Source organism: Campylobacter gracilis (assembly GCF_018374135.1).
Classification (GTDB): Bacteria; Campylobacterota; Campylobacteria; order Campylobacterales; family Campylobacteraceae; genus Campylobacter_B; species Campylobacter_B gracilis_A.
This window is the reverse complement of sequence record NZ_JAHAFS010000007.1, coordinates 1-19,500: the sequence shown is the minus strand read 5'-3', so window position 1 is coordinate 19,500 and position 19,500 is coordinate 1. Positions and strand designations below refer to the sequence as shown.

Here is a 19,500-nt window from a genome sequence, read left to right as displayed (position 1 = left end):
AAATTTAACGAAAAGATATCGTAAATATCGCGCCCTCCTCGAAATTCGCAGCGCTTATGCTTCCTCCGTTTTTTTCGATTATCATCTTGCTCATATATAGCCCGAGCCCGCTGCCCTGCTGTTTTGTCGTAAAGTGCGGCTCAAAAATTTTATCTAGCTGCGCTTCATCGATGTGGCTTGCGTTATTTTCGATCGTGATTACTCGCTCGCCCTGTTTTAAAAACGAGCAAATTTTAATCTCGCGCCGTTTAAGCGGCACGTCCAAAAACGCCTCCTTTGCGTTGTTTATGATATTTATGAGCACCTGGATGAGCTCGTTTACGTTGCCGTAAAGCGTAAAATTTTCTTCTATCCGCACGCTTATGTCGATGACGTGCTTTTTAAGCGAGGCGTTTAAAATTTTACGCGCCTGCTCGATCGCCTCGCTGGCGCTAAATTCTTTCTTTGGCATGTTCGGATTGAAGAAATTTTTAAAATCCTCGATCGTATCGCTCATAAATTTCACCTGCTCGCCTGCGTCTTTTATGCCGCCTTCGAGCCTCTCTTTTGAGAGCTTGCCCCGCTCGTTATAAAGCTCTAAATTTATGAGCGTGGAGCTGATCTGCGATAGCGGCTGGCGCCACTGGTGCGAGATATTGCCGATCATCTCGCCCATTAGCGCTAGGCGGCTTTGATTTATCAGCAAAAGCTGCGTTTGCATCTTTAAAGTCGCGTTTTTTTTGTGAATTTTATAGATACAAAATATACAGATCAAAAACACCACAAGCAAGCTTAGGCCGCTAACGACGAACTCTTTGGTGTGGTAGAGCAGAATGCTTTTTATCGGAATTTTAAAGCTTATCATCGCAATCGTATCGCCTAGGCCGCCTTTGAAATTTCCCACATCTCCGTAGAGCTCTTGCATCTTTTTAGGCGCTGCGTTGATGCTGTGGCACTCGGTGCACGAAGGCTGAGAGTTTGTTATCGGCAAACTCAAAAGATACGAGGCGCCACCTTTATCATAGATGACTCTGGAGTATTCTTTATATCTGTTTTCTTTAAAGCCCTCTAAAATTTCATTCTCAAACTCGCTTCCTTCGTGCTCGGGATTGAGTGGTTCGGTAGCGACGAGCTTGTAGTCGTAGTTGATGTGATTTTTGGCGAGCTGAATTTTATAAATTTCGCGCGTTATGTAGGTCGAGGACATCAGCCTCGGATCGAAAAAATCTTCGCTTAGAAGCTTTTTTTCTTTAAGCTCATTTATTAGCGGGCGCTGCACGGTCGAGACGTAGTCGCGCACCGCATTCATCGTATCTAGGATATAAAACGCCTCGCGCCTCGTGTCTTTTAGCGCAAGCTCGCGGTAGAAGTTAAAAACCAAAGCCGTAATTACGATATATAGCAGCACGAAAACCGCTACGATAAATTTAAATTTATACTTCAAAGAGATACCCCACCGCATATAAATTTTTAATCACGTCCTTGCCGATCTTGCGGCGCAATTCTTTGACGATCGCCTTGATCGCCTCCTTGCTGGGCTGCTCGAACTCCCACATATAGTCGAATAGCTGCTCGTAGGTTACGGTTTGATTTTTGCGCGCTAAGAAGTACTCCAAAAGCTTGCTCTCGCTTTTGGAAAGATGACAGGCGCTGTCTTTTACGTAGATGATCTTTTTGGCAAAATCATATTTTAGCTCATCGTTTATGCTAAATATCGGCGCGTGATTTATCAGCTCCGCAGCGACGTCTTGCAGCGCCTTTATAAAGGCGTTTTTGTCGTACGGCTTAGGCAGATACCTAGTGATCTTAAGCTCCACCGCCCGCCACAGATACTCCTGCTCGGTGTGGCTCGAAAGTATCACGATCGGCACCGAGATGCCGGCAGCACGGATCTTTTTAACGACCTCTAGCCCGTCCATATGCGGCACGCCGATATCAAAAACCAGTGCGTCGTACGAACCGCTCATCGCCTCATCAAGCGCCTCCAGCCCGTCCTTAACCCCCACTACTTCGCCGAAAAACAGCTGTAGCGATTCGGTTATATTTTTTAAAATCCCGGGCTCGTCCTCTAGGCAAAGAACCCTTTTATTGGACAAAACGTCCAATAATTCGTAATCTTGCATACTCTATCCGCCTCCAAGCTTAGCACATTTCATTCTTAATCATCTCTTAAATATAACTCGCTTAAATTATATAAATTTAGCATTAAACTAACGTTAAATATAGCTCGCGTTTTAAATTTGTCCCTCTACGCTTGCGCTTCTACCGCCCCCGCCTAGAAATTTCGTAAAATTTAATCCCGCTTTACGTGAAATTTACGGCGGGCGACAGCGAGCGCAAAAGAGTCACGGATAAGCAATACTTTGTTTAAATTTTAGTGATTATTAAGGGGGGGAGGGGGGGTATACTTCTGTGGAATTTTTAAAATTAAAGAAAGTAATAAAAATTTTAACATCATTAAATGACAGTATCTGACAACAAAAAGTGAAATAATACGAAAAATTTTAAGGAGAAAGAAATGAAAAAATTCATTTTAGCTTTAGCTTTTTTAAGCTCATTTGTGTTTGCCGAGGAGTCAAAAGAGCTTACGGATGAGGAAGCAATAAGTGAAATGGAAAAAGTTTGCGAGAGTGGTAAAGACTTCACGAATGAAAACGGAACCGCGAAGTATGAGGAAGTCTGCGCTACTCTCGGCATATTATATGAAAATATCCCTGGAAGCAGCGATAATTTTGGTATAAAAATGCCAAAACAAGATTTGACAAAAGCCTTTAAATTTTATAAAAAAGCATGCGACGGCGGCCAAGCTTTTAGTTGTTTTGAATTAGGAGAATTTTATCGCAAAGGAAAAGTAGTAGCAAAAGATAATAAAAAAGCTCTTGAGCTCTTTGAAAAGGCATGCGATACGGGCTATGAAAGTGGCTGCACTATGGCGACTCTTGTGAGAGGTGATAAGGCCGATATGGCAAAGATGTCCGCGCAGAAAAAGAAGGATTGCGATAGCAATGGCGATGTATTTGCTTGCGAGATGTACGCCTTGTCTATGGATGGAAAGGATAATAATGAAGCGGAGAAATACTATAAAAAAGCTTGCGAGCTAGGTAAAAATATCTCGGATCCCGCATTTAAAAATAACCCTGCGTTGAACGATCAGCTAAAGCAATTTTACGACAGATACGACGAGTTTGAAGCGAAAATTTTAAAATCTATGGAATACATAGCCAGAATGGAAATCGCCGAAGACTATAGAATATCTTGCGATTCTGAGGGGAACTGGGTATCTTGCGCGATATACGCCTCTAATATAGAGAGCGACGATCAAAGAGCGGCGATGAGATACTACGACAAGGCGTGCAAATTGGGCAGGAAAAACACAAGCGAGAGCTCAAATAAAATACTACAAAAATCTTGCGAAAAAGCCACCCGCTGAGGTGATTTTAAAAATTTATACAAGAATATGAATTAGCGCGATGAAATTTTAAAATTTCATCGCTGTGCTCGCCGCCATACTCGCCGTAAGGGCGCATTAAATTATCCGAAACGCTTTAAATTCCGTAAAATTTCAGTTTTGTAAAGATAAAATTACGAAATTTTTTAAAAGGATTTAAAATGAAAAATGCTCTTTTATTCGCCTGCGCAGCGCTGTTTGTATGCGGCTGCTCCAATCCTGAGCAGCCAAAGCCAGGCGTTTCGCATTGCAGCGAACCCAAAATGGATGAGGCGTCGCATCAGATGATCCAAATTTGCGGCGAAAGCGAGGATCCGCAAATCGAAAATATGCAGTGCAACGAAAACGGACTTTGCTTCGGCACCGCAAAAATCAGGTAGCCGAAGCGTCTTGCGAGCACTAGCGCTAAATTTAACTATTTTAAAGCCAAGGTCGAGCGCCCGCAAGCGGTCTGGGCCGCGCTTTAAAATTTCGCCAGCAGTTTAAATTTAGCCCCGCTTCACGCGCTGATGCATTTTATCTATCTTGTTTTTAGCTACGCCCGCCAATCAATCGAGCTACTCTTGGCGTGATAAAATTTTAAAATTTCATCACCAAACATGGCGCGTAATTAGGATTTAAAAGTAAGCGCGGCTCAAATTTTATAAGTTTAAAATTTTAAAGCGGCATGCAATTTAAAATTTTACGCTTCTTGAATGCTAGCGGTGTAAAATTTCGCGCAAGCTCAAAATCCGCGCCAGGCAATTTTGTGCCGCTGCAAAATTTCTAGATCGCAACTCCGCTCAGTAGAATTTTTAGTAGTGCAGAAGGGGACGCAAAATCTGTGCCGTGTAATCCTACGCGGATCGCACCCGCCCAAATTTCTATGCCCTGCACCAAGACTCATAGCCTAGCCTCGCTACAAGATCGCTTGCGAAATGGCGCAAAATCCTTTGCCGTGCGGTAGGAGTTCTCAGAGCAAAAAAGGCGCGGTATCCTCCACCGACGGTGCAAGTTTATAATCTAACTCACGCCTCAGAATTCCGCCTCAAACTCATTGCTTAAAATTTCGTCTCAAAAAAATCGCGTATGAGAAATTCCGCCTTATCTTTACGGCTTAAAATTCCGTACGGATCGCACCGAGCGAAATCCAGTCACTGCGCGACGCAAGCTTAAAATTTCAGCGTCGTGCTCGCCGCATATTAAATTCTACTTCACTATTACGACTTAAATTCTATCACAAGCCTGTAGATTTAAAATTTTACTTCAAACGACGCCGTGAAATTTCTACCCTCCCTAGGTAGATACCTCTCGGAGCCTGTGCCACTTGCCGCTTAACGGCGACGCTATTTTGCCGATAGAAATTTCGCGCACAGGGTGCCTACCACAGCGCATAGAAAATAAAGCGCGCCTCTTGCATAATCGCCGCCTCTAAAAAATTTTAAGCGACCGCAAAATTTTAAAATTTAAAAGCAGCCTGTGATTAAGCCGATTTTTATAAATTTGGATTTACTTTGTAGCGGCTCAATCTGGCGAGCAAGGCGCAACTATAAGTTACGCAGCCAGCTTTACGTCAGCTGCTTAAACATTTCGATCTGCTCCTTCGTAAGCTCGATCAAATCATCGTTTGCGTATTTAAGCGATGTCTCTAGGCTTGCGATGAGCTCCTTACGAACGAAGCTCACGCTAAAAAGCGTCGCCCAAAATCGCGCTCCGCTGCCAGTGCTCGGATCCTCCAAGACCGCTCTAATCGCAGCTACCGCAGCAGCATCGTCCGCTGCACCTAGCACCTCGTCCACGAGTGGATATTCACCTGCGCCGTCGCCCTCGTTTAGCGAGCGCAAAAGCGGCTCAAGCGCCTCGTCGCAGGGATTATCACGCAAAAACTCCCGTACCGCGCGAAACTCTGCCGCGAGCTGATCCGAAAGCTGCGCAGGCATCGGCTGATGAAGTCTCAAAAAGTCTAATGCCGTTTGCTTATCCATAAAATTCCTTTTAAATGATATGCGCGATTGTAGCTAATTTTGGATTGCAAAGAGATAAATTTACTCTAATTTATCAGCCGCTTCCATCATAAATTCTCAATGATCTTAATAAATTAGACAGTGATTTTGTAGTGCTTTTAGGAGCGCTTTTTGATGGGCTTTGCGGATTAAGAAACAAAATTCCAAAATTTTATCCAAACAAAAAAGCCCCCGCGAAGTGCAGGGGCTTACAAGCTCGATCTGTTTAGTCTGACAGAATTTAGCAGACTAAGAAGGATTATTCCTCGATCTTGCCGGTTTTGATGCGACGCTCATAGATTTCGCGCATCTCTCTGATGTCGTTTTTGACCTCGAACACACCGTGCCAATGCGAATAATCAGGTCCGCCCATTAGCGCGCCTTGGCGCATTCTGCGACCCTCGTGATGCCATGAAACATAATAGATTCGCTGGAACGCATCCGCCCAAGGATCGTCTTTTAGAAGTTTCTTTTCCTTAAGCTCTTTTAGCATCTTAGTCGCTTCGTCGTTGTAAACGTTATATAGAAGCACTTGCTTATCGCCCACCTCAAAGAAATTATTCGTGTGGGTGCTTGCGTGGCACTCTTTGCAGACTTGCTTCATCTCCGCACGCGCTGCCTCAGGACCGTTTAGGTTACCCGCCAAAGGATTACCAATGTTTAACTTGCCGGTATTTAAAAACTCGCTTACCGCGGTCTCATTACCGCCGGTGCGTAGATTGCTCTTAGGCTGCCACAAATTCCACTTCAAGCGTTGAGATACATTGTGAGTGGAGTTTAGATCGCCCACACCGCCGCTAATATGGCAGGTCGCGCATGTAGGGGCGCGGTAGTCAGGAACTGCCCAAGTACCAGGAGCGCTGTCAAATTTCCACTCATTGCCTTCAGCGTTAAATACGTGTCCGTGCATTGAGTTGTTGTAAATTTCGATATCCGGATGATCAGGTCCTAAGTGGCAAGATGCGCAAGCAGCAGGCTTACGAGCTTCAGCAATCGAAAATTTATGACTCGAGTGGCATGATTTGCATCCGCCTACGCTACCGTCCGGATAAACCGTACCGATGCCGTAAACGGGCCAGGTCTCTTTGGTAGGCTTGTTATGCTCATCCATTTTAATGACGCTACCGTGGCATTGAGAGCAGCCGGTAATATCAGGCGCGTGTTTAAGATCAGGGATATCACGTCCTTCGTAGTGATACATTAGATCAACCATTCCTTTGTTGGCTTGCATCTGCATAGCACCTCTTGCGTGACCGCTGTTTTCAAACTCTTTAACCTCGTTGCTGTGGCATTTGGCACAGGTTTTTGGGCTAATTAGCACCGAAATATGATTGTCTGTGTCTTTCGGATGCGGCTCTTTAGCTGCCATAGGGCTATCTGCTGGCTGCGAGTGGCAGTCGGTACAGCTAACGCCTACGTGAGCGTGGCGGCTCATCTTCCAATCCGCAACGACGCCCGGAGTTTTTTCGGCATGGCACTCGACGCAGCGTCTAGCTAGCGGCGTAAGCTGCCTATTTACCTTTAAATTCTTCGTAAGACTAACGTTTACAGAATTGCTTACGTTCGCGTCCGACGCGGACATATTCGCATGCTGCGCGGGCATTTCTGCGAATGCAAACGATGCGATACAGGCTATTAAAATAGCGACTTTTTTTAGCATTGCTTCTCCTTTACTTGGTTTTGTTATTTTCTTGGTTGTATTTATCCCAATATTTGGTAATCTCTATACCCATATTTTTGTGGCCGACGTTTTCGTGGCACTGCACGCAGGTTTTGCCGATAGTGCCCGCGAAATAATCCCTATGCGCGAGCCAGGCTTTATTTACTTGGTTATTCTGCTCTTTTAAATTTCGATGGCAGCTTAGACAGCCGCTTTCATAAACGAAATGATTTCGCTCCTTGCGCTTTTCTTGCCAGTCGATCTTATCGGCATCGGTAAAGACCGTTTTGTAGACATCATTTGCGGAGGTTAGAGCTTTAGTCCAAAGATACATAAAGGTATTTTCATGAGAAACGTGACAGGCGACGCAATCGGCCTTGAAGCCTTGCGGGTTATTGCCGCCGTGAACATCGTTGTGAAAGGCGTTTGCCATCGGCTGCATCGTATGACAGGATACGCAGAATTTATCGGTGCCCGTAAGGTGAACCATCTCCGCAATCCCAAGAGAAAGTATCATTCCTATAAGCACACAAGCGCCCACGAGCAGCACAAGAGTTTTCTTTTTCATAGGTTTCCTTGATTTTAAAATTTCTTCGCAAAATTTTTAGTATTTGATAATTCGGAAAGCGGTATTTTATTATAAAAAGATTAAAAACCGCTTATTTTCTAGCCTTTTGTTAAAATTTATTAAATGAAGATAAAATTTTAAACTAAATTTTTAGTTTAAAGGAATATAATCCATTAAAATTTCAATACAAGGAGAGATCATGAAAACGATCCAAGCGGATGAAATTACCAAAGTAGTCAGCGAACTTTGCAAAAAAGCCTGTTATCACGTCACGCCAGATATGCGCGCGGCATTTGAGAAAGCGCGCGAGAACGAGACTTCGCCTATCGGCAAAGATATCTTAGGCAAGCTTTTGCAAAATGCCGATTTGGCGGCAAAAGAGGTCGCGCCGATCTGCCAAGATACCGGTATGACGGTGGTTTTTGTCGAACTCGGTCAGGACGTACATATCGAGGGCGGATATCTGGAGGATGCTATCAACGCAGGTGTTGCGGACGGCTACGTAGGCGGCTATCTGCGCAAATCCGTGGTCGCAGAGCCACTTTTTGAGCGCAAAAACACCACGAACAATACTCCCGCAGTCATCAATACCCGCATCGTCCCCGGCGACAAGCTTAAGATCAAAGTAGCCCCAAAAGGCTTCGGTAGTGAAAACAAATCGGTGCTAAAAATGCTCGTACCGGCAGACGGCATCGAGGGGGTAAAAAAAGTATTTTTAGAGGCGGTCAAATACGCTGGTCCTAACGCTTGCCCTCCTATGGTCGTAGGCATCGGTATCGGCGGCACGATGGATAAGGCGGCGCTTTTGGCCAAGCAAGCCGCGGTTCGCTCGATCGACAGCAGAAATCCCGACGAGCGCTACGCCAAGCTAGAGGATGAATTATTGGAGATGGCGCGCGCTACGGGCGTCGGTCCGCAGGGTTTGGGCGGCATAAATACCGCCGTTAAGGTAAATGTAGAGTGGTATCCGACCCACATAGCAGGGCTTCCGGTCGCCGTTAATATCAACTGCCACGCGGCTCGCCATGCCGATGCCGAACTATAAGGAGGAAATCATGTCAGAAGTTAAAAGAATTACCGCGCCTTTCGATAAAAGCGTAGTAAAAAGCCTAAAGGCGGGCGATAACGTCCTAATCAGCGGCACCATCATCGCAGCTCGCGATGCCGCACACAAGGCTCTAACCGAAACTCTCGCTCGCGGCGAGAAGCTACCCGTAAACTTAGCCGGCGAGACGATATATTATCTGGGGCCGACCCCTGCCAAACCGGGTCAGGCTATCGGCGCTGCAGGACCTACGACTAGCGGACGCATGGATAAATATACTCCGACGATGATAAACGAAGTCGGCATCAACGGCATGATCGGCAAGGGCTACCGCAGCGACGCCGTCGTAGAGGCGATGAAAAAATCAGGCTGCGTCTATATGGTCGCTATCGGCGGAGCGGGCGCGCTAATCAGCCAAAGTATCAAAAAATATGAAGTATTAGCCTATCCCGAGCTCGGCCCCGAGGCGGTTGCGCGACTTACCGTAGAGGATTTTCCGGCTATCGTAGCGATCGACAGCGAGGGCAATAACTTCTACGAAGTCGGACAGGCACCTTATAGAAAAATTTAAATTTTGCTAGCGGCGTCCGCGCGGCGCTTTTTGCGGCGCGAGCGCCCGTAAATTTATCGGCGTTCGCTCGGGCACCCTAAATTTCGCAGCATAATCTGCGGCGTTTGTTTCGCGAAATTTTACGACGCGGCGTAGTGAAATTTTATCTCTCTTACGGCACGGAATTTTTAAAATTTCGTGCCGCTTAAATTTCTACCAAAATTCCGCCTTTGCTTCATTTAGACGATCCGCCGCTAAAATTTAACCATAAATTTACGCAAGTCTAAATTTTAAAATTTCGTCGCCGTTCCTAAGCAAATTTAAAGCTCGCTAGCGCCATAATCGGATTTAAATTTTAGGAGGGGCGATTGAGCGCGAGCGAGCTGGAGCAGATCAGACTGGGGCTTTTGTATAAGGCGAAAAGAAATACGATCTTCGCGGCGGCGTGCATGCTCGGCTACGGCGCGTTTTCGGTATGCAAACTGCGCGACGGAGGAAGCATAGAAGATTTGGCGTTTTTTATCGGATTATTCGCAGTTGTTATTATCATGGTTATTTTGTTCGATCAAACCCCCATAAAAGCTACGATAATCCAAGCCGCGGGTCTTTTTATAATATGCCTATTTTTAGTTGATTTACAAAATCGCCCCACGATTTCCAAATATATCTTACTCGCGATTATAATTTTAATCTTGGCTGCTTCTGGCTTATTCGTATTATTTAGAATCTTTAAACGAGATTATTCGGTAAAATTTCGGCGCGCTTTTAAAGAGCACTATCTAATGCCCTATTTTAAGGCGTTCGGCTATCGATATGAAATTTCAGGTGATATCGATCCCGCCAAACTCAAGCTCTCCGGGCTCTTTTTTCGACTAGACAGATACTTATACGGCAATGACAGGGTCTCGGGCGTTTATGACGGCGTGAGGTTTGCGTTTTGCGATGTGAAATTGTTTAATAGAATTTTGGAAAGTGAAATCCTAGACACCTTTTTCTACGCGGAATTTAACAAACGCATAAGCGCCAAAACCCTGATCTTTCCCGCTTGCGCCGGCGCGCCGAACACCCTCGGGCTAAAAAAGATCGATATGGACGATGCGGAGTTTAACGCCGCCTTCGCCGTGTATTGCGAGGATGCGGCAGGCGCGATGTATATTCTGACGCCCGCCTTTATGCGGAGGCTCTTGCGCTTCGCAGACGCCGTGGCCGCGCCCGTTAGCCTTAGCTTCGCAGATAGCAAAATTTATATTTTCGTAAATACGGGGCGCGATAATTTCGAGCCCGACATAGACGAAAGCGTGCTACGCCACGACCCTGCCGCGTTAATCAAGCGCGAGCTTTCGCATTTTTTAGCGATCGTAAAAAACCTAAAACTAAACGAAAGAATTTGGAGCTAGCTAGCAGGCGGCTCGCCGTAGCTTTGCGTGTCACAGCCTCGCGCACTATAACTTCACACGCCGTGCTGCGGCTTCCACATGCTACAGCTCTGCGCGCCTTAAAATTTGAAATTTTAAAATTTTGCTTTTGGGTTTCGTGCTTGGAATTTCACGCGCCTTGAAATCCCGCGCATTTTGAAATTTAAAATTTTAATTCACGCTACGGAATTCTGCACCGCAAAATTTAAAATTCTGAAATTAAAATCCGCACCTTGAAATTCTACGCTGTAAAATTTAGAATTTTAAAATTTCGCAGCCGAAATCTTACGCGCCTGAAATTTGAAATTTTGCCGCGCCTTGAAATTTAAAATCCAAATCCGCTTGCTGCGGAATTCTGCGAAATTGCGAAATTTGAAATTCCTTGAAGTTGCAAAATTCCGCGAGGTTGTCGCTTGAAATTCGCCTTTCAAAGCATAAGGCTAAGCAGCAGCAAAAATCCGATAAAGCTTAGGGCGTTGCCGAAGGAGCCGCCGATGTGATCGCCGAGCTGCGTCAGCACGAGCGCGCCGCCTAGACGCAGACCTATTTGTAGCGCCACGCTCGCGATAAAATCTGCTACGCGCCGAAGTCCACTGCGCGTATCGCCTAGCTTCATGCCGCGGCTTTGATTCCAAAGCCCGCTTACGCGGTAGTCTTTGTAGCGAGCGCGGAGAATATCGCCGTTTTGCAGCTCAAAGCTCTGCGAAGCGTCCTTCGCCTTGGCGGGTGCCGTGGCTTTGGCGGAGCGGGCGAAATTTATAGAATTTCTTGCGTTAGTAGAATTTACAGAGCTTGCGGAATTTGCTGATTTTGCAAAATTCTTAACGCTCGTAGAATTTGCGGAATTTTCTGCGTCTAAATTCTTAAATTTCATGCAATTTTCGCCGTCCGCAAGCTCCGCTAAATTCTGATCTGTGCGTAGCGCGCCGGAGACGATACGCCGCTTGCTGTCGCCCGATAAATATAGCCCGTCCAGCGCGAAGCCATAATAATAAACATCGCCGCTTAGCAGCACGCGCACGCCGCTAGCATACCCCTCCGCTTCGCCGCTTCGCTTGGGCTCTTTGGAGTGCGGAAGCGCTGCGAATATGCGCCCGAACTTTGCGGCGCGCCAGTCTCTTCGCATAAACTTAAAGCTGCAATACGCAAAAGGCGCGAGGATGAGTAGGGCTAGCAGTCCTGCAGGAGCCCTTGCATCAAAGATAAAGATTATGCAGTAGATGCTCATCGCGGCTAGCGCTACGCCGAAGGCTGCGAATATCGCGGCGAGCGCCGTGCTGCCGGCGTCCCTCCAGCGCTGCGCGCCTAGGCTTAGATTAACGAAATCTAGTGGAAGGACGGAAGCGGCGGAGTTTACCGAAGCACCATCACGGCTCTCGCGGGTAGAATTTAAAGAGAGGGAGCCGCTTAAATCTTTGCAATTCAAACTCGAAGTATAAAGTTCCGTATTAGCGTTCGCCTGCTCGTTAAAGTCTTCGCGGATCAAGCTCAAAGCGACGGAATTTATACCACTGCAATCTTTGCCCACTAAATCAGATACCGCAGAATTTTGACGTGCACTTGCCGCGGTATCGCTATGTGCGTCGCAGTCTAAATTTGCGGCAGTGGAATTTCCGTTGTTTAGAGCTTCGCAGCTAGAGCGCGGCACGGAATTTCCGCCGCTTAAATCGGTGTCGCTTAAAGCGCTGCGGCGGGAATTTAAGCCTCTCAAAGCTTCGTGGTCGGAATTTAAACTCGAAGCCTCATATATCACCGTCAGCTCGTCGCCCTCGCGTATCGGCAGATAAAGTCCGTCGCGCCTTAAGTCCAAAATTCCTGCAAAGCGCAAGCCCTCCAGCGTAAAGCTGAATTTCGCCGTATCTGCAGCCGCTGGCTCTAGCTTTAAATCCCTGGCCGCGCCGCGAGCAAGCTTGATACGTCGCGGTGAAAGAAATTTAGAAAACCTCATGCGCGCCTTTCAGATCTCGCAAAATTCCGCTCCTCCTATTTCGCGGCGGATTTTTTACGGATCTGGATATTGATGAGCTCCACCAGCAGCGAAAACGCCATCGAGAAGTAGATGTAGCCCTTAGGTATGTGAAAGCCCAGTCCATCGGCGATCAGCGAGACGCCCACCAAAATCAAAAATGCAAGCGCTAAAATTTTGATCGTCGGGTTTGCGTCCACGAAGCGCGCGATCGCGCCGCTAGCGAGCATCATCACGCCCACGGCGATGATCACTGCGAGGATCATCACGGGCAGGTGCTGCGCCATGCCCACGGCAGTGATGACGCTGTCGAGTGAAAAGATGATGTCCAAAACGGCGATCTGCACGAGCGTGCCGCCGAAGCTTGCCTTGCCGCTGCTAGCGCTGCGCTCGTGTGCCTCGCCCGTGGCGCTGGAGTGGATCTCGAGCGTGGATTTGACGAGCAGAAACAATCCACCGCCGATCAGTACGAGGTCGCGTCCGCTAAAATCGCGCGCAAGCACGCTAAATAGCGGCTTAGTAAGCCCCATGATCCAGCTTAGGCTAAGAAGTAGCAGTATGCGCGTGAACATCGCAAGCGCGAGCCCCATTATACGGGCGCGTCCGCGCTGCGCCTCGGGCAGGCGGCCGCATAAAATCGCGATAAAGATGATATTGTCGATGCCAAGCACGATCTCAAGCCCCGTGAGCGTCGCCAGGCTGATCCATGCCTCAGGTGAGGCGATCCATTCAAACATCGGTTTCCTTTGGGTGAAATTTAAGCCGTGATGATAGCGAAAGTTTGGTTAAAATTTCTAAATTTTACCGCCTTCGTACGCGAAACTGCGCGGGGATTTAGGCGATGCGATGCGGACGGTTTATCTTGGAATTCTGCCGCAAATCTATCACGGCAAAATTGCGATGCGCGAAATTTAGTGTATTGAGAGAGCGAAATTTTTGCGGCGGAATTTTAAAATTTAGGCTCTAAATTTACCCGTTTTTAAGCAGGGGGGGTAGCATTATTTTCTAGAAAATTCACCTCAAGGAGTTAAAGATGAAATACGTGCTAAGTGTCGTGCTGGCGGCGTTTATTTTAACAGGATGCGGCGATGACGAAGTAGAGCTCGTGAAAAACTACACTTTGCCTGATTTCAAGTCGATGAGTATCGGCACGGCGATCGAGGGCTCGAAAAAATGCAAAAGTATCACGTGGAGCAAAGAGGGAAACGGCGGATTAAATACGGTCAAGATGGTCTGCGACTTGGATATGGAGCGCATGAAAGTAAAGATAGTGCAAGATAAAACCGAGAGCCTTAAATCTTATAAACAAAGAGCATTGGATACATCTTTAAATAATGCTATGATTTATTACAAAAGTAAGGTCTATGATGAGCAAGGCCTGCTTAAGCTAGCAAAAGAACACTGCAAACTCAATGAGGTAAAATTCCAAGAAACATTTAAAACTAAAGGCAAAATAGAATTCGACGATGAAGACAAGATGGTTGATTGTGACGATAAATTAAAAGGGGAATTCCAAAAAGAATATAGCGTTGATTATATTATAGAATATCTTAAGAGAGCTGTCTATTACTCGCAGCTAACAGTAGAGCAATATGATGCAGTTTTTGGACGCAAAAAAGTAGAGTATCCATCAAAAGCTGTTATTGAGCTAAATTTTATCGTGAATGCCGATAAAAGCATAAGTTTGTCGGATAAATTTATGGTAACCGAAGATGTTGCCGATGATATTATTAAAACAAGTTCGTTCACTGGTAAAAGGGTGGCAGAAGACGCCTTAGTAATTTTCTACGAAAGAAAGTAAGCACCTCATCTCGCGGCTAAATTTGATGAAATTTTAAAATTTAGCCGCTTTTTTATATCAAAATCTCATTTAAAATTTTACGCGCGGTTTTAAATTTAAAGCGCGATGCCTTCTCGTCGTCAAGGCCAAATTTAAATTTAGCCTTATTGCGGCGCGGGGGCTGAATTTTCGCTGCGCGGAATTTTAAAATTTATTCGGACGCGGATAAGCTAGCGAGCCGAGCTCGCAGTTTTAGATAAAATCCGACCTTGTACGGGCTCTTACAAGATATGAAAGCGCGGTTAAAATTTCAAATAGCGGTGTAAGAGCGGGCTTTAGCCACGCGGGGCGGGGGGAGGTGCGGTTAAAATTCTGACGAGCTAGCCAAAAAGCGGATTCCGCCCGCCGAAACTAGCGATTGTCGTATCAGTTGAAATCGACAAGCTTACTTCAAATATGAGTTTCGGCGCCGTTTGCCAACGGAATATCGGTCGAAATCAGCGCACTTCGTCTTTGGATATTAGTTTTGTACCGTCCAGAATATCAACCGAAATCGGCGGTTTTTCCTCGCTGATCAAGCAAGCTTGCTGCCGCGTTAATCAAACAGCGAGGGTTGCAGCGATTTGATCTTGTAGCTTGCGCGGTGAAAAGGCGTGAGCCCGTACCGCTCGATCGCCGCGATGTGAGCGCGCGAGCCGTAGCCTTTGTTTTGCGCGAAGCCGTATTGCGGGTAGCGCCGCGCGAGCTCATACATCGTGCGGTCGCGCGTGACTTTGGCGAGGATACTTGCGGCGCTTACTTCGGCGATTTGCGCGTCGGCCTTTACGAGCGTCTGAAGCCCGCGTACGCCGAAGTTTGCGTTGCCGTCGTAAATGATCTGTCCGCTAAAACCCGCAAAATACGCAAGAATCTGCTCAAGCGCCGATCTTAGGCACGAGCTTAAGCCCGCCTCATCGACCTGCGCGCTTGAAATTTCGACGATTTTGTAGCGCGAATTTTCGATGATCTGAGCGTAGAGCTCCTCGCGCCGCTTCTCGCTTAGCTTTTTGCTATCGGCAAGCCCTGCGATCTCGCGCTGCAGCACGCAGCCAGCGACGCAAAGCGATCCCGCAAGACATCCGCGCCCGGCCTCGTCGATACCGCAAATCTGCCCGCTCACTGTGCGTCCTTTCGCACGACGGGCGCGGCTCCGCTTAGCAGGTCGTGTAAGTTTAGATGATCTTTGCGAAAGAAGCAGATCAAAAGCCCGATGACGCTAAAGCCCGCAAGTACGAAGCATCCAAAGCGAGCTAAGGCTCTAAAGAAGCTTACTTTGCGTCCGCTGCGAACGTCGATGAGATAAAGCCCCGCGAGCTTATAGCCGGGCGTCTGGGCGCTGCGGGCGTAAAATGCTGCGCAAATAGCGCCGTATGCGAGCCAGATAAGCGCGATCGCAGCTTGGTTGCGCCACAGAGCCTCTTTCGAGCCCAAGACGAGATAGGTAACGCCGTAGAATAGGGGCATCGCGATGATGAAAAGATCGACGATGAAGGCCTTTACACGCAGAAAAATCGGTGAAATTTTAGCTTTTTGTTTTGCCATTTCGATCCGTTTTAGATTAAATTTTAAAATTCCAGCGCGATAAATTTAGAGCCTAGAGGATAAAATTTAATCTCGTTGCGGTTTGTTAGCAAATCGGCGCCTAGTTTCCGCGACTGCCTGGCTTAATCGCCTTGCTTCCGGTAGCACAAAGCGGGCAGGTCGCGGGCTCGTAAATTTCAAACTCGAAATTGCCTAGCGCAAAAAACGGCTTATCCGCGGGCAGCTTGGCTCCCGCTTTGGCGGCGCTGCCAGTTAAATTTGCGACCTTGCAAAATCCGCGATTGGCAAGCGCGGCAAAGCCCACGACCTCGCCGTCTAGATTTTCGATGAGCCTTGCGCTCTCAAGAGCCGAGCCGCCCGTTGTGATGATGTCTTCGCAGACGATAAATCTCTCGCCCTTGCGCACTTCAAAGCCGCGGCGCAGGCTCATTACGCGATCTACGCGCTCGGTAAATATGAAGCGCTTTTTCGCCGCGCGAGCTAGCTCGTAGCCCGCTAAAATTCCGCCCAGCGCGGGCGAGCAGACGCTGTCAAACTCCACGCCCGCTTTTTCGATTATTGCGGCGAGCTCGTCTGCGAGCCGTCCCGCGAGCTCCGGATTTTCTAGCACTTTGGCGCTTTGCAGATAGAATTCCGAGTGGTTGCCGCTTGAAAGCAGAAAATGCCCTCGCAGATATGCGCCGCAGTCGCGATAGATTTTTTCTATATTCACAGTTCAGACCTTCAAAAGCTCGGCTTCTTTAGCCTTAACTGCGTCGTCAATCTTGGCGGAGTAAGAGTCGGTGATCTTTTGTACCTCGTCATAGCCCTTTTTGGCGTCGTCTTCGGAGATCGCTTTGTCTTTTTCGAGCTTTTTGATCTCGTCGTTAGCATCCTTGCGGACGTTGCGAATACCGATTTTGGCCTTCTCGCCCATCGCTTTGGCCTTTTTAGCATTTTCTTGGCGTTGCTCGATCGTCATCGGCGGGAAAAATAGCTTCACGCTCTCGCCGTCGTTAGTCGGATTGACGCCGATATTCGCCGCTGCAATCGCGCTTTCGATCGCCTTTAGCATCGGCTTTTCCCACGGCGTGATCGAAATCGTTACCGCATCGGTCGAAAGGACGGTCGCGACCTGATTTAGCGGGGTCTGCGAGCCGTAATAATCCACGAAAATATGATCTAGGATCGCCACGCTCACCTTGCCGGTGCGTAGCGTCGTAAAGTCCTTTTTCAAAGCCTCGATAGCTCGATCGCCGTTTGCTCTTTGCTCTTTATAGATAGCTTCTAGCATTCAAATCCTTTAAATAAAATTTGCGAAATTATAGCGTTAAAAAAATAAGAATAGCATTTAAAAGCGCGGATTTTGCGCTTTTAAATTTTAAAATTTAGAGTTTATTTGGTTGTGTTTTGATCTGCGGAAGTAGCGCTAGCATTGGTATCGCTTGCGGCGCTTGATGCTTGCGACCGAGCAGGCGCGCTAGCTGCGGTAGTGTCGGTCGCAGGAGCTGCTGGTGCTTCGACTTTCGTATCCGTCGCATTGGTCTCGCCGCTAATTATGGAATTTGACTCGGTACTTGCCGGAGCGAAATTAGGCTTTGCGCCTGAAGCAGGTATGGATGGCACACCAGGGACAGCGTTTGGTACGGATTTAGTAGCATTCGCTTCAATCTTTACGCGATCGACTACGGAAGATTTAGCATCTTGCTGATAGAAATACGCAAGCACAAGTGTGTTTATCACAAATAAAATTCCCATCGCGGCGGTAAATTTAGCCAAAAACCCCGCCGGACCCTTCGCTCCGAATAAGCTTTCGTTGCTTCCGCTATATGCGCCAAGCCCGATAGAAGAGCTCTTTTGCAGTAGAACGGAGATCGTAATTATCACGGCGAAGACGACTTGTAAAACCAAAAATAACGTAGTCACTATAAAACCTTTTGAAAAAATTGAATTTGCGATTATAATAAAAGATTTATAAATTTTAAGTTAAGAGTGCACCGCACGAAGCGGTGCGTAAAATTTAGTCTCTGCTTGCGCCGAAAATTCTTAGCAACGAAAGGAAGAGGTTGTAGATGTTTAGATACATATCTACGGCAGCCATTATAGGTGAAGTGTAGGTGCCGTTTATGATGTTTTTAGTATCATAGATAATATACATCGAAAAGATTAAAGCTGAAAAAGCTGAAATCGCTATATCAAGCACGGTGCTTTTGAAAAAGAAGTAGTTCAAAAGGCTTAGCACGATAATAGCCACAAGCGATACCAATAGCGGCTTGCCCCAAGAATCGAAATTTGTCTTTGTATTCATCGCATAAACGGTAAGAGCACCGAAAGTAATCGCCGTAGCCACAAACGCATGCGTTACTACGTCTCCGGCACCCGCTGCGATATAAATAGCGATCAATTTACCTAAAGTAAGACCGGTAATAAAGGTAAATGCAAAAAGCAAAACCAGCGCGATCGTGTTGGCGCCGCGATTTACGGCTGCTTGCATACCAAAAATTAGCCCCATTAAAAGCACTAGATATAAAAATGGATGAATAGCCAAGCTCACGCCGAAACTCATCGCCACAAAAGCCCCTGCCGCCGCAGCTATCATCGAAGCGGTTAAAAGCGCGTAGGTTTGTTTAATGGTCTGAGAGATTCGTCCTTGTTCCAATGATGCGTCCGATAGCTCGTAGCCATCCGCGTAATTTCGTCTGTCATATAGACTCATATTTTTCTCCTTCTTTTGATTTATGAGCGGGGAGTTTAGCGAAAATTTGGTAAATATATAATTAAAAATTCGCAGAATTCTATCTATTTATGAAAGTAATATATAATTCCCGACTTTTTTAAGGAGAAAGTATGCTAATTCAGAAAATAAAAACCTACAAGTGGCAGGCCTTGGCTTCGCTTCTGATGACAGGCTTGATGGTTGCTAGTTCACTTTTGCAACCGCGTTACCTGCAGAAAGTGTTAGACGCCCTCCTTGCTGGGAAATATGAAGCCATTTATAGTATAGGGGCTTGGTTAATTGGTGTGGCCTTGGTCGGTCTAGTTGCTGGTGGTCTTAATGTTATCCTTGCAGCCTATATTGCCCAAGGAGTTTCATCTGACCTTCGGGAGGATGCCTTCCGTAAAATCCAAACCTTTTCTTATGCCAATATTGAACAATTTAATGCGGGAAATCTAGTTGTTCGAATGACAAATGATATCAACCAGATTCAGAACGTCGTCATGATGACCTTCCAAATTCTTTTCAGACTCCCCCTCTTGTTCATCGGTTCGTTTATTCTGGCTGTTCAAACTTTACCTTCTCTGTGGTGGGTGATTGTTCTCATGGTAGTCTTGATTTTTGGTTTGACTGCTGTCATGATGGGTATGATGGGGCCTCGTTTTGCCAAGTTTCAAACCCTTCTTGAACGCATCAATGCCATTGCCAAGGAAAATTTGCGTGGCGTTCGTGTGGTCAAGTCCTTTGTCCAAGAAAAAGAGCAGTTTGCTAAGTTTACGGAGGTTTCAGACGAGTTACTCGGTCAAAATCTTTACATCGGTTATGCCTTTT

19 protein-coding genes and 1 pseudogene are annotated in these 19,500 nt (G+C 46.8%); 7 read left to right on the top strand and 13 right to left on the bottom strand.

Going from position 1 to position 19,500, the window contains the following annotated elements:
* Nucleotides 1-4: 4 nt before the first annotated feature.
* The gene (locus KH703_RS04465) at nt 5-1,423 is read right to left on the bottom strand and encodes a DUF3365 domain-containing protein (protein WP_304294611.1); all 1,419 of its coding nucleotides are present in this window, start codon (nt 1,421-1,423) and stop codon (nt 5-7) included.
* Complete coding sequence (locus KH703_RS04460; protein ID WP_297962337.1) at nt 1,413-2,102, bottom strand: response regulator transcription factor; 690 nt, start codon at nt 2,100-2,102, stop codon at nt 1,413-1,415. Before KH703_RS04460 ends, KH703_RS04465 begins: the two co-directional genes overlap by 11 nt.
* A gap of 395 nt (nt 2,103-2,497) precedes the next feature.
* Between KH703_RS04460 and KH703_RS04455 the strand changes: the two genes are divergently transcribed.
* The gene (locus tag KH703_RS04455) at nt 2,498-3,409 is read left to right on the top strand and encodes a tetratricopeptide repeat protein (protein WP_304294505.1); all 912 of its coding nucleotides are present in this window, start codon (nt 2,498-2,500) and stop codon (nt 3,407-3,409) included.
* A 179-nt stretch (nt 3,410-3,588) separates the two neighbouring features.
* A complete protein-coding gene (locus KH703_RS04450; protein ID WP_304294504.1) occupies nt 3,589-3,807 on the top strand; it encodes a hypothetical protein in 219 nt (72 codons plus the stop codon).
* Nucleotides 3,808-4,974: 1,167 nt separating this feature from the next.
* On the opposite strand, the gene KH703_RS04445 is transcribed toward KH703_RS04450, so the two are convergent.
* The 3 genes from KH703_RS04445 to KH703_RS04435 form a co-directional block, all read right to left on the bottom strand.
* On the bottom strand, nt 4,975-5,391 hold the full coding sequence (locus KH703_RS04445) for a hypothetical protein (RefSeq protein ID WP_005870906.1): 417 nt from the start codon (nt 5,389-5,391) through the stop codon (nt 4,975-4,977).
* Between the two features lie 277 nt (nt 5,392-5,668).
* Nucleotides 5,669-7,069, bottom strand: a complete 1,401-nt coding sequence (locus KH703_RS04440; RefSeq protein ID WP_304294501.1) for a multiheme c-type cytochrome — start codon at nt 7,067-7,069, stop codon at nt 5,669-5,671.
* 10 nt (nt 7,070-7,079) lie between these two features.
* Nucleotides 7,080-7,637 carry a NapC/NirT family cytochrome c gene (locus KH703_RS04435; RefSeq protein WP_304294499.1) on the bottom strand — a complete coding sequence of 186 codons (558 nt, stop codon included), beginning with the start codon at nt 7,635-7,637 and terminating at the stop codon, nt 7,080-7,082.
* 199 nt (nt 7,638-7,836) lie between these two features.
* Between KH703_RS04435 and KH703_RS04430 the strand changes: the two genes are divergently transcribed.
* The 3 genes from KH703_RS04430 (at nt 7,837) to KH703_RS04420 (ending at nt 10,629) form a co-directional block, all read left to right on the top strand.
* Complete coding sequence (locus KH703_RS04430) at nt 7,837-8,682, top strand: fumarate hydratase (RefSeq protein ID WP_304294497.1); 846 nt, start codon at nt 7,837-7,839, stop codon at nt 8,680-8,682.
* 10 nt (nt 8,683-8,692) lie between these two features.
* Nucleotides 8,693-9,253 (top strand): Fe-S-containing hydro-lyase, encoded by a 561-nt coding sequence (locus KH703_RS04425; RefSeq protein WP_040303892.1) that lies wholly within the window; start codon nt 8,693-8,695, stop codon nt 9,251-9,253.
* Between the two features lie 347 nt (nt 9,254-9,600).
* The gene (locus KH703_RS04420) at nt 9,601-10,629 is read left to right on the top strand and encodes a DUF3137 domain-containing protein (RefSeq protein WP_304294494.1); all 1,029 of its coding nucleotides are present in this window, start codon (nt 9,601-9,603) and stop codon (nt 10,627-10,629) included.
* Nucleotides 10,630-11,074: 445 nt separating this feature from the next.
* Here KH703_RS04420 and KH703_RS04415 read toward each other — a convergent pair whose 3' ends face one another.
* Together KH703_RS04415 and KH703_RS04410 are read right to left on the bottom strand one after the other, a co-directional pair.
* On the bottom strand, nt 11,075-12,595 hold the full coding sequence (locus tag KH703_RS04415; protein WP_304294492.1) for a hypothetical protein: 1,521 nt from the start codon (nt 12,593-12,595) through the stop codon (nt 11,075-11,077).
* Between the two features lie 35 nt (nt 12,596-12,630).
* The gene (locus KH703_RS04410) at nt 12,631-13,350 is read right to left on the bottom strand and encodes a TerC family protein (protein WP_295150124.1); all 720 of its coding nucleotides are present in this window, start codon (nt 13,348-13,350) and stop codon (nt 12,631-12,633) included.
* 296 nt (nt 13,351-13,646) lie between these two features.
* On the opposite strand from KH703_RS04410, the gene KH703_RS04405 reads away from it, so the two are divergent.
* A complete protein-coding gene (locus KH703_RS04405; RefSeq protein WP_304294489.1) occupies nt 13,647-14,414 on the top strand; it encodes a hypothetical protein in 768 nt (255 codons plus the stop codon).
* Between the two features lie 574 nt (nt 14,415-14,988).
* On the opposite strand, the gene KH703_RS04400 is transcribed toward KH703_RS04405, so the two are convergent.
* The 6 genes from KH703_RS04400 to KH703_RS04375 all read right to left on the bottom strand — a co-directional run bounded on the left by KH703_RS04400 (nt 14,989) and on the right by KH703_RS04375 (nt 18,669).
* Nucleotides 14,989-15,552, bottom strand: coding sequence for a ribonuclease HII (locus KH703_RS04400; RefSeq protein WP_304294487.1), 564 nt, complete (start codon nt 15,550-15,552; stop codon nt 14,989-14,991).
* Entirely contained in the window at nt 15,549-15,974 is a 426-nt protein-coding gene (locus KH703_RS04395) for an RDD family protein (protein WP_304294485.1), read from the bottom strand. Before KH703_RS04395 ends, KH703_RS04400 begins: the two co-directional genes overlap by 4 nt.
* A gap of 100 nt (nt 15,975-16,074) precedes the next feature.
* Nucleotides 16,075-16,686, bottom strand: coding sequence for an orotate phosphoribosyltransferase (gene pyrE / locus KH703_RS04390; RefSeq protein WP_304294483.1), 612 nt, complete (start codon nt 16,684-16,686; stop codon nt 16,075-16,077).
* Between the two features lie 3 nt (nt 16,687-16,689).
* The gene (gene frr / locus KH703_RS04385) at nt 16,690-17,247 is read right to left on the bottom strand and encodes a ribosome recycling factor (protein ID WP_295150138.1); all 558 of its coding nucleotides are present in this window, start codon (nt 17,245-17,247) and stop codon (nt 16,690-16,692) included.
* Nucleotides 17,248-17,348: 101 nt separating this feature from the next.
* The gene (secG, locus tag KH703_RS04380; RefSeq protein WP_304294480.1) at nt 17,349-17,879 is read right to left on the bottom strand and encodes a preprotein translocase subunit SecG; all 531 of its coding nucleotides are present in this window, start codon (nt 17,877-17,879) and stop codon (nt 17,349-17,351) included.
* A gap of 94 nt (nt 17,880-17,973) precedes the next feature.
* Nucleotides 17,974-18,669, bottom strand: a complete 696-nt coding sequence (locus tag KH703_RS04375; protein WP_005870935.1) for a Bax inhibitor-1/YccA family protein — start codon at nt 18,667-18,669, stop codon at nt 17,974-17,976.
* Nucleotides 18,670-18,800: 131 nt separating this feature from the next.
* Here KH703_RS04375 and patA point away from each other — a divergent pair.
* Nucleotides 18,801-19,500 (top strand): annotated as a pseudogene (patA, locus tag KH703_RS04370) (multidrug efflux ABC transporter subunit PatA); the annotation flags it as partial.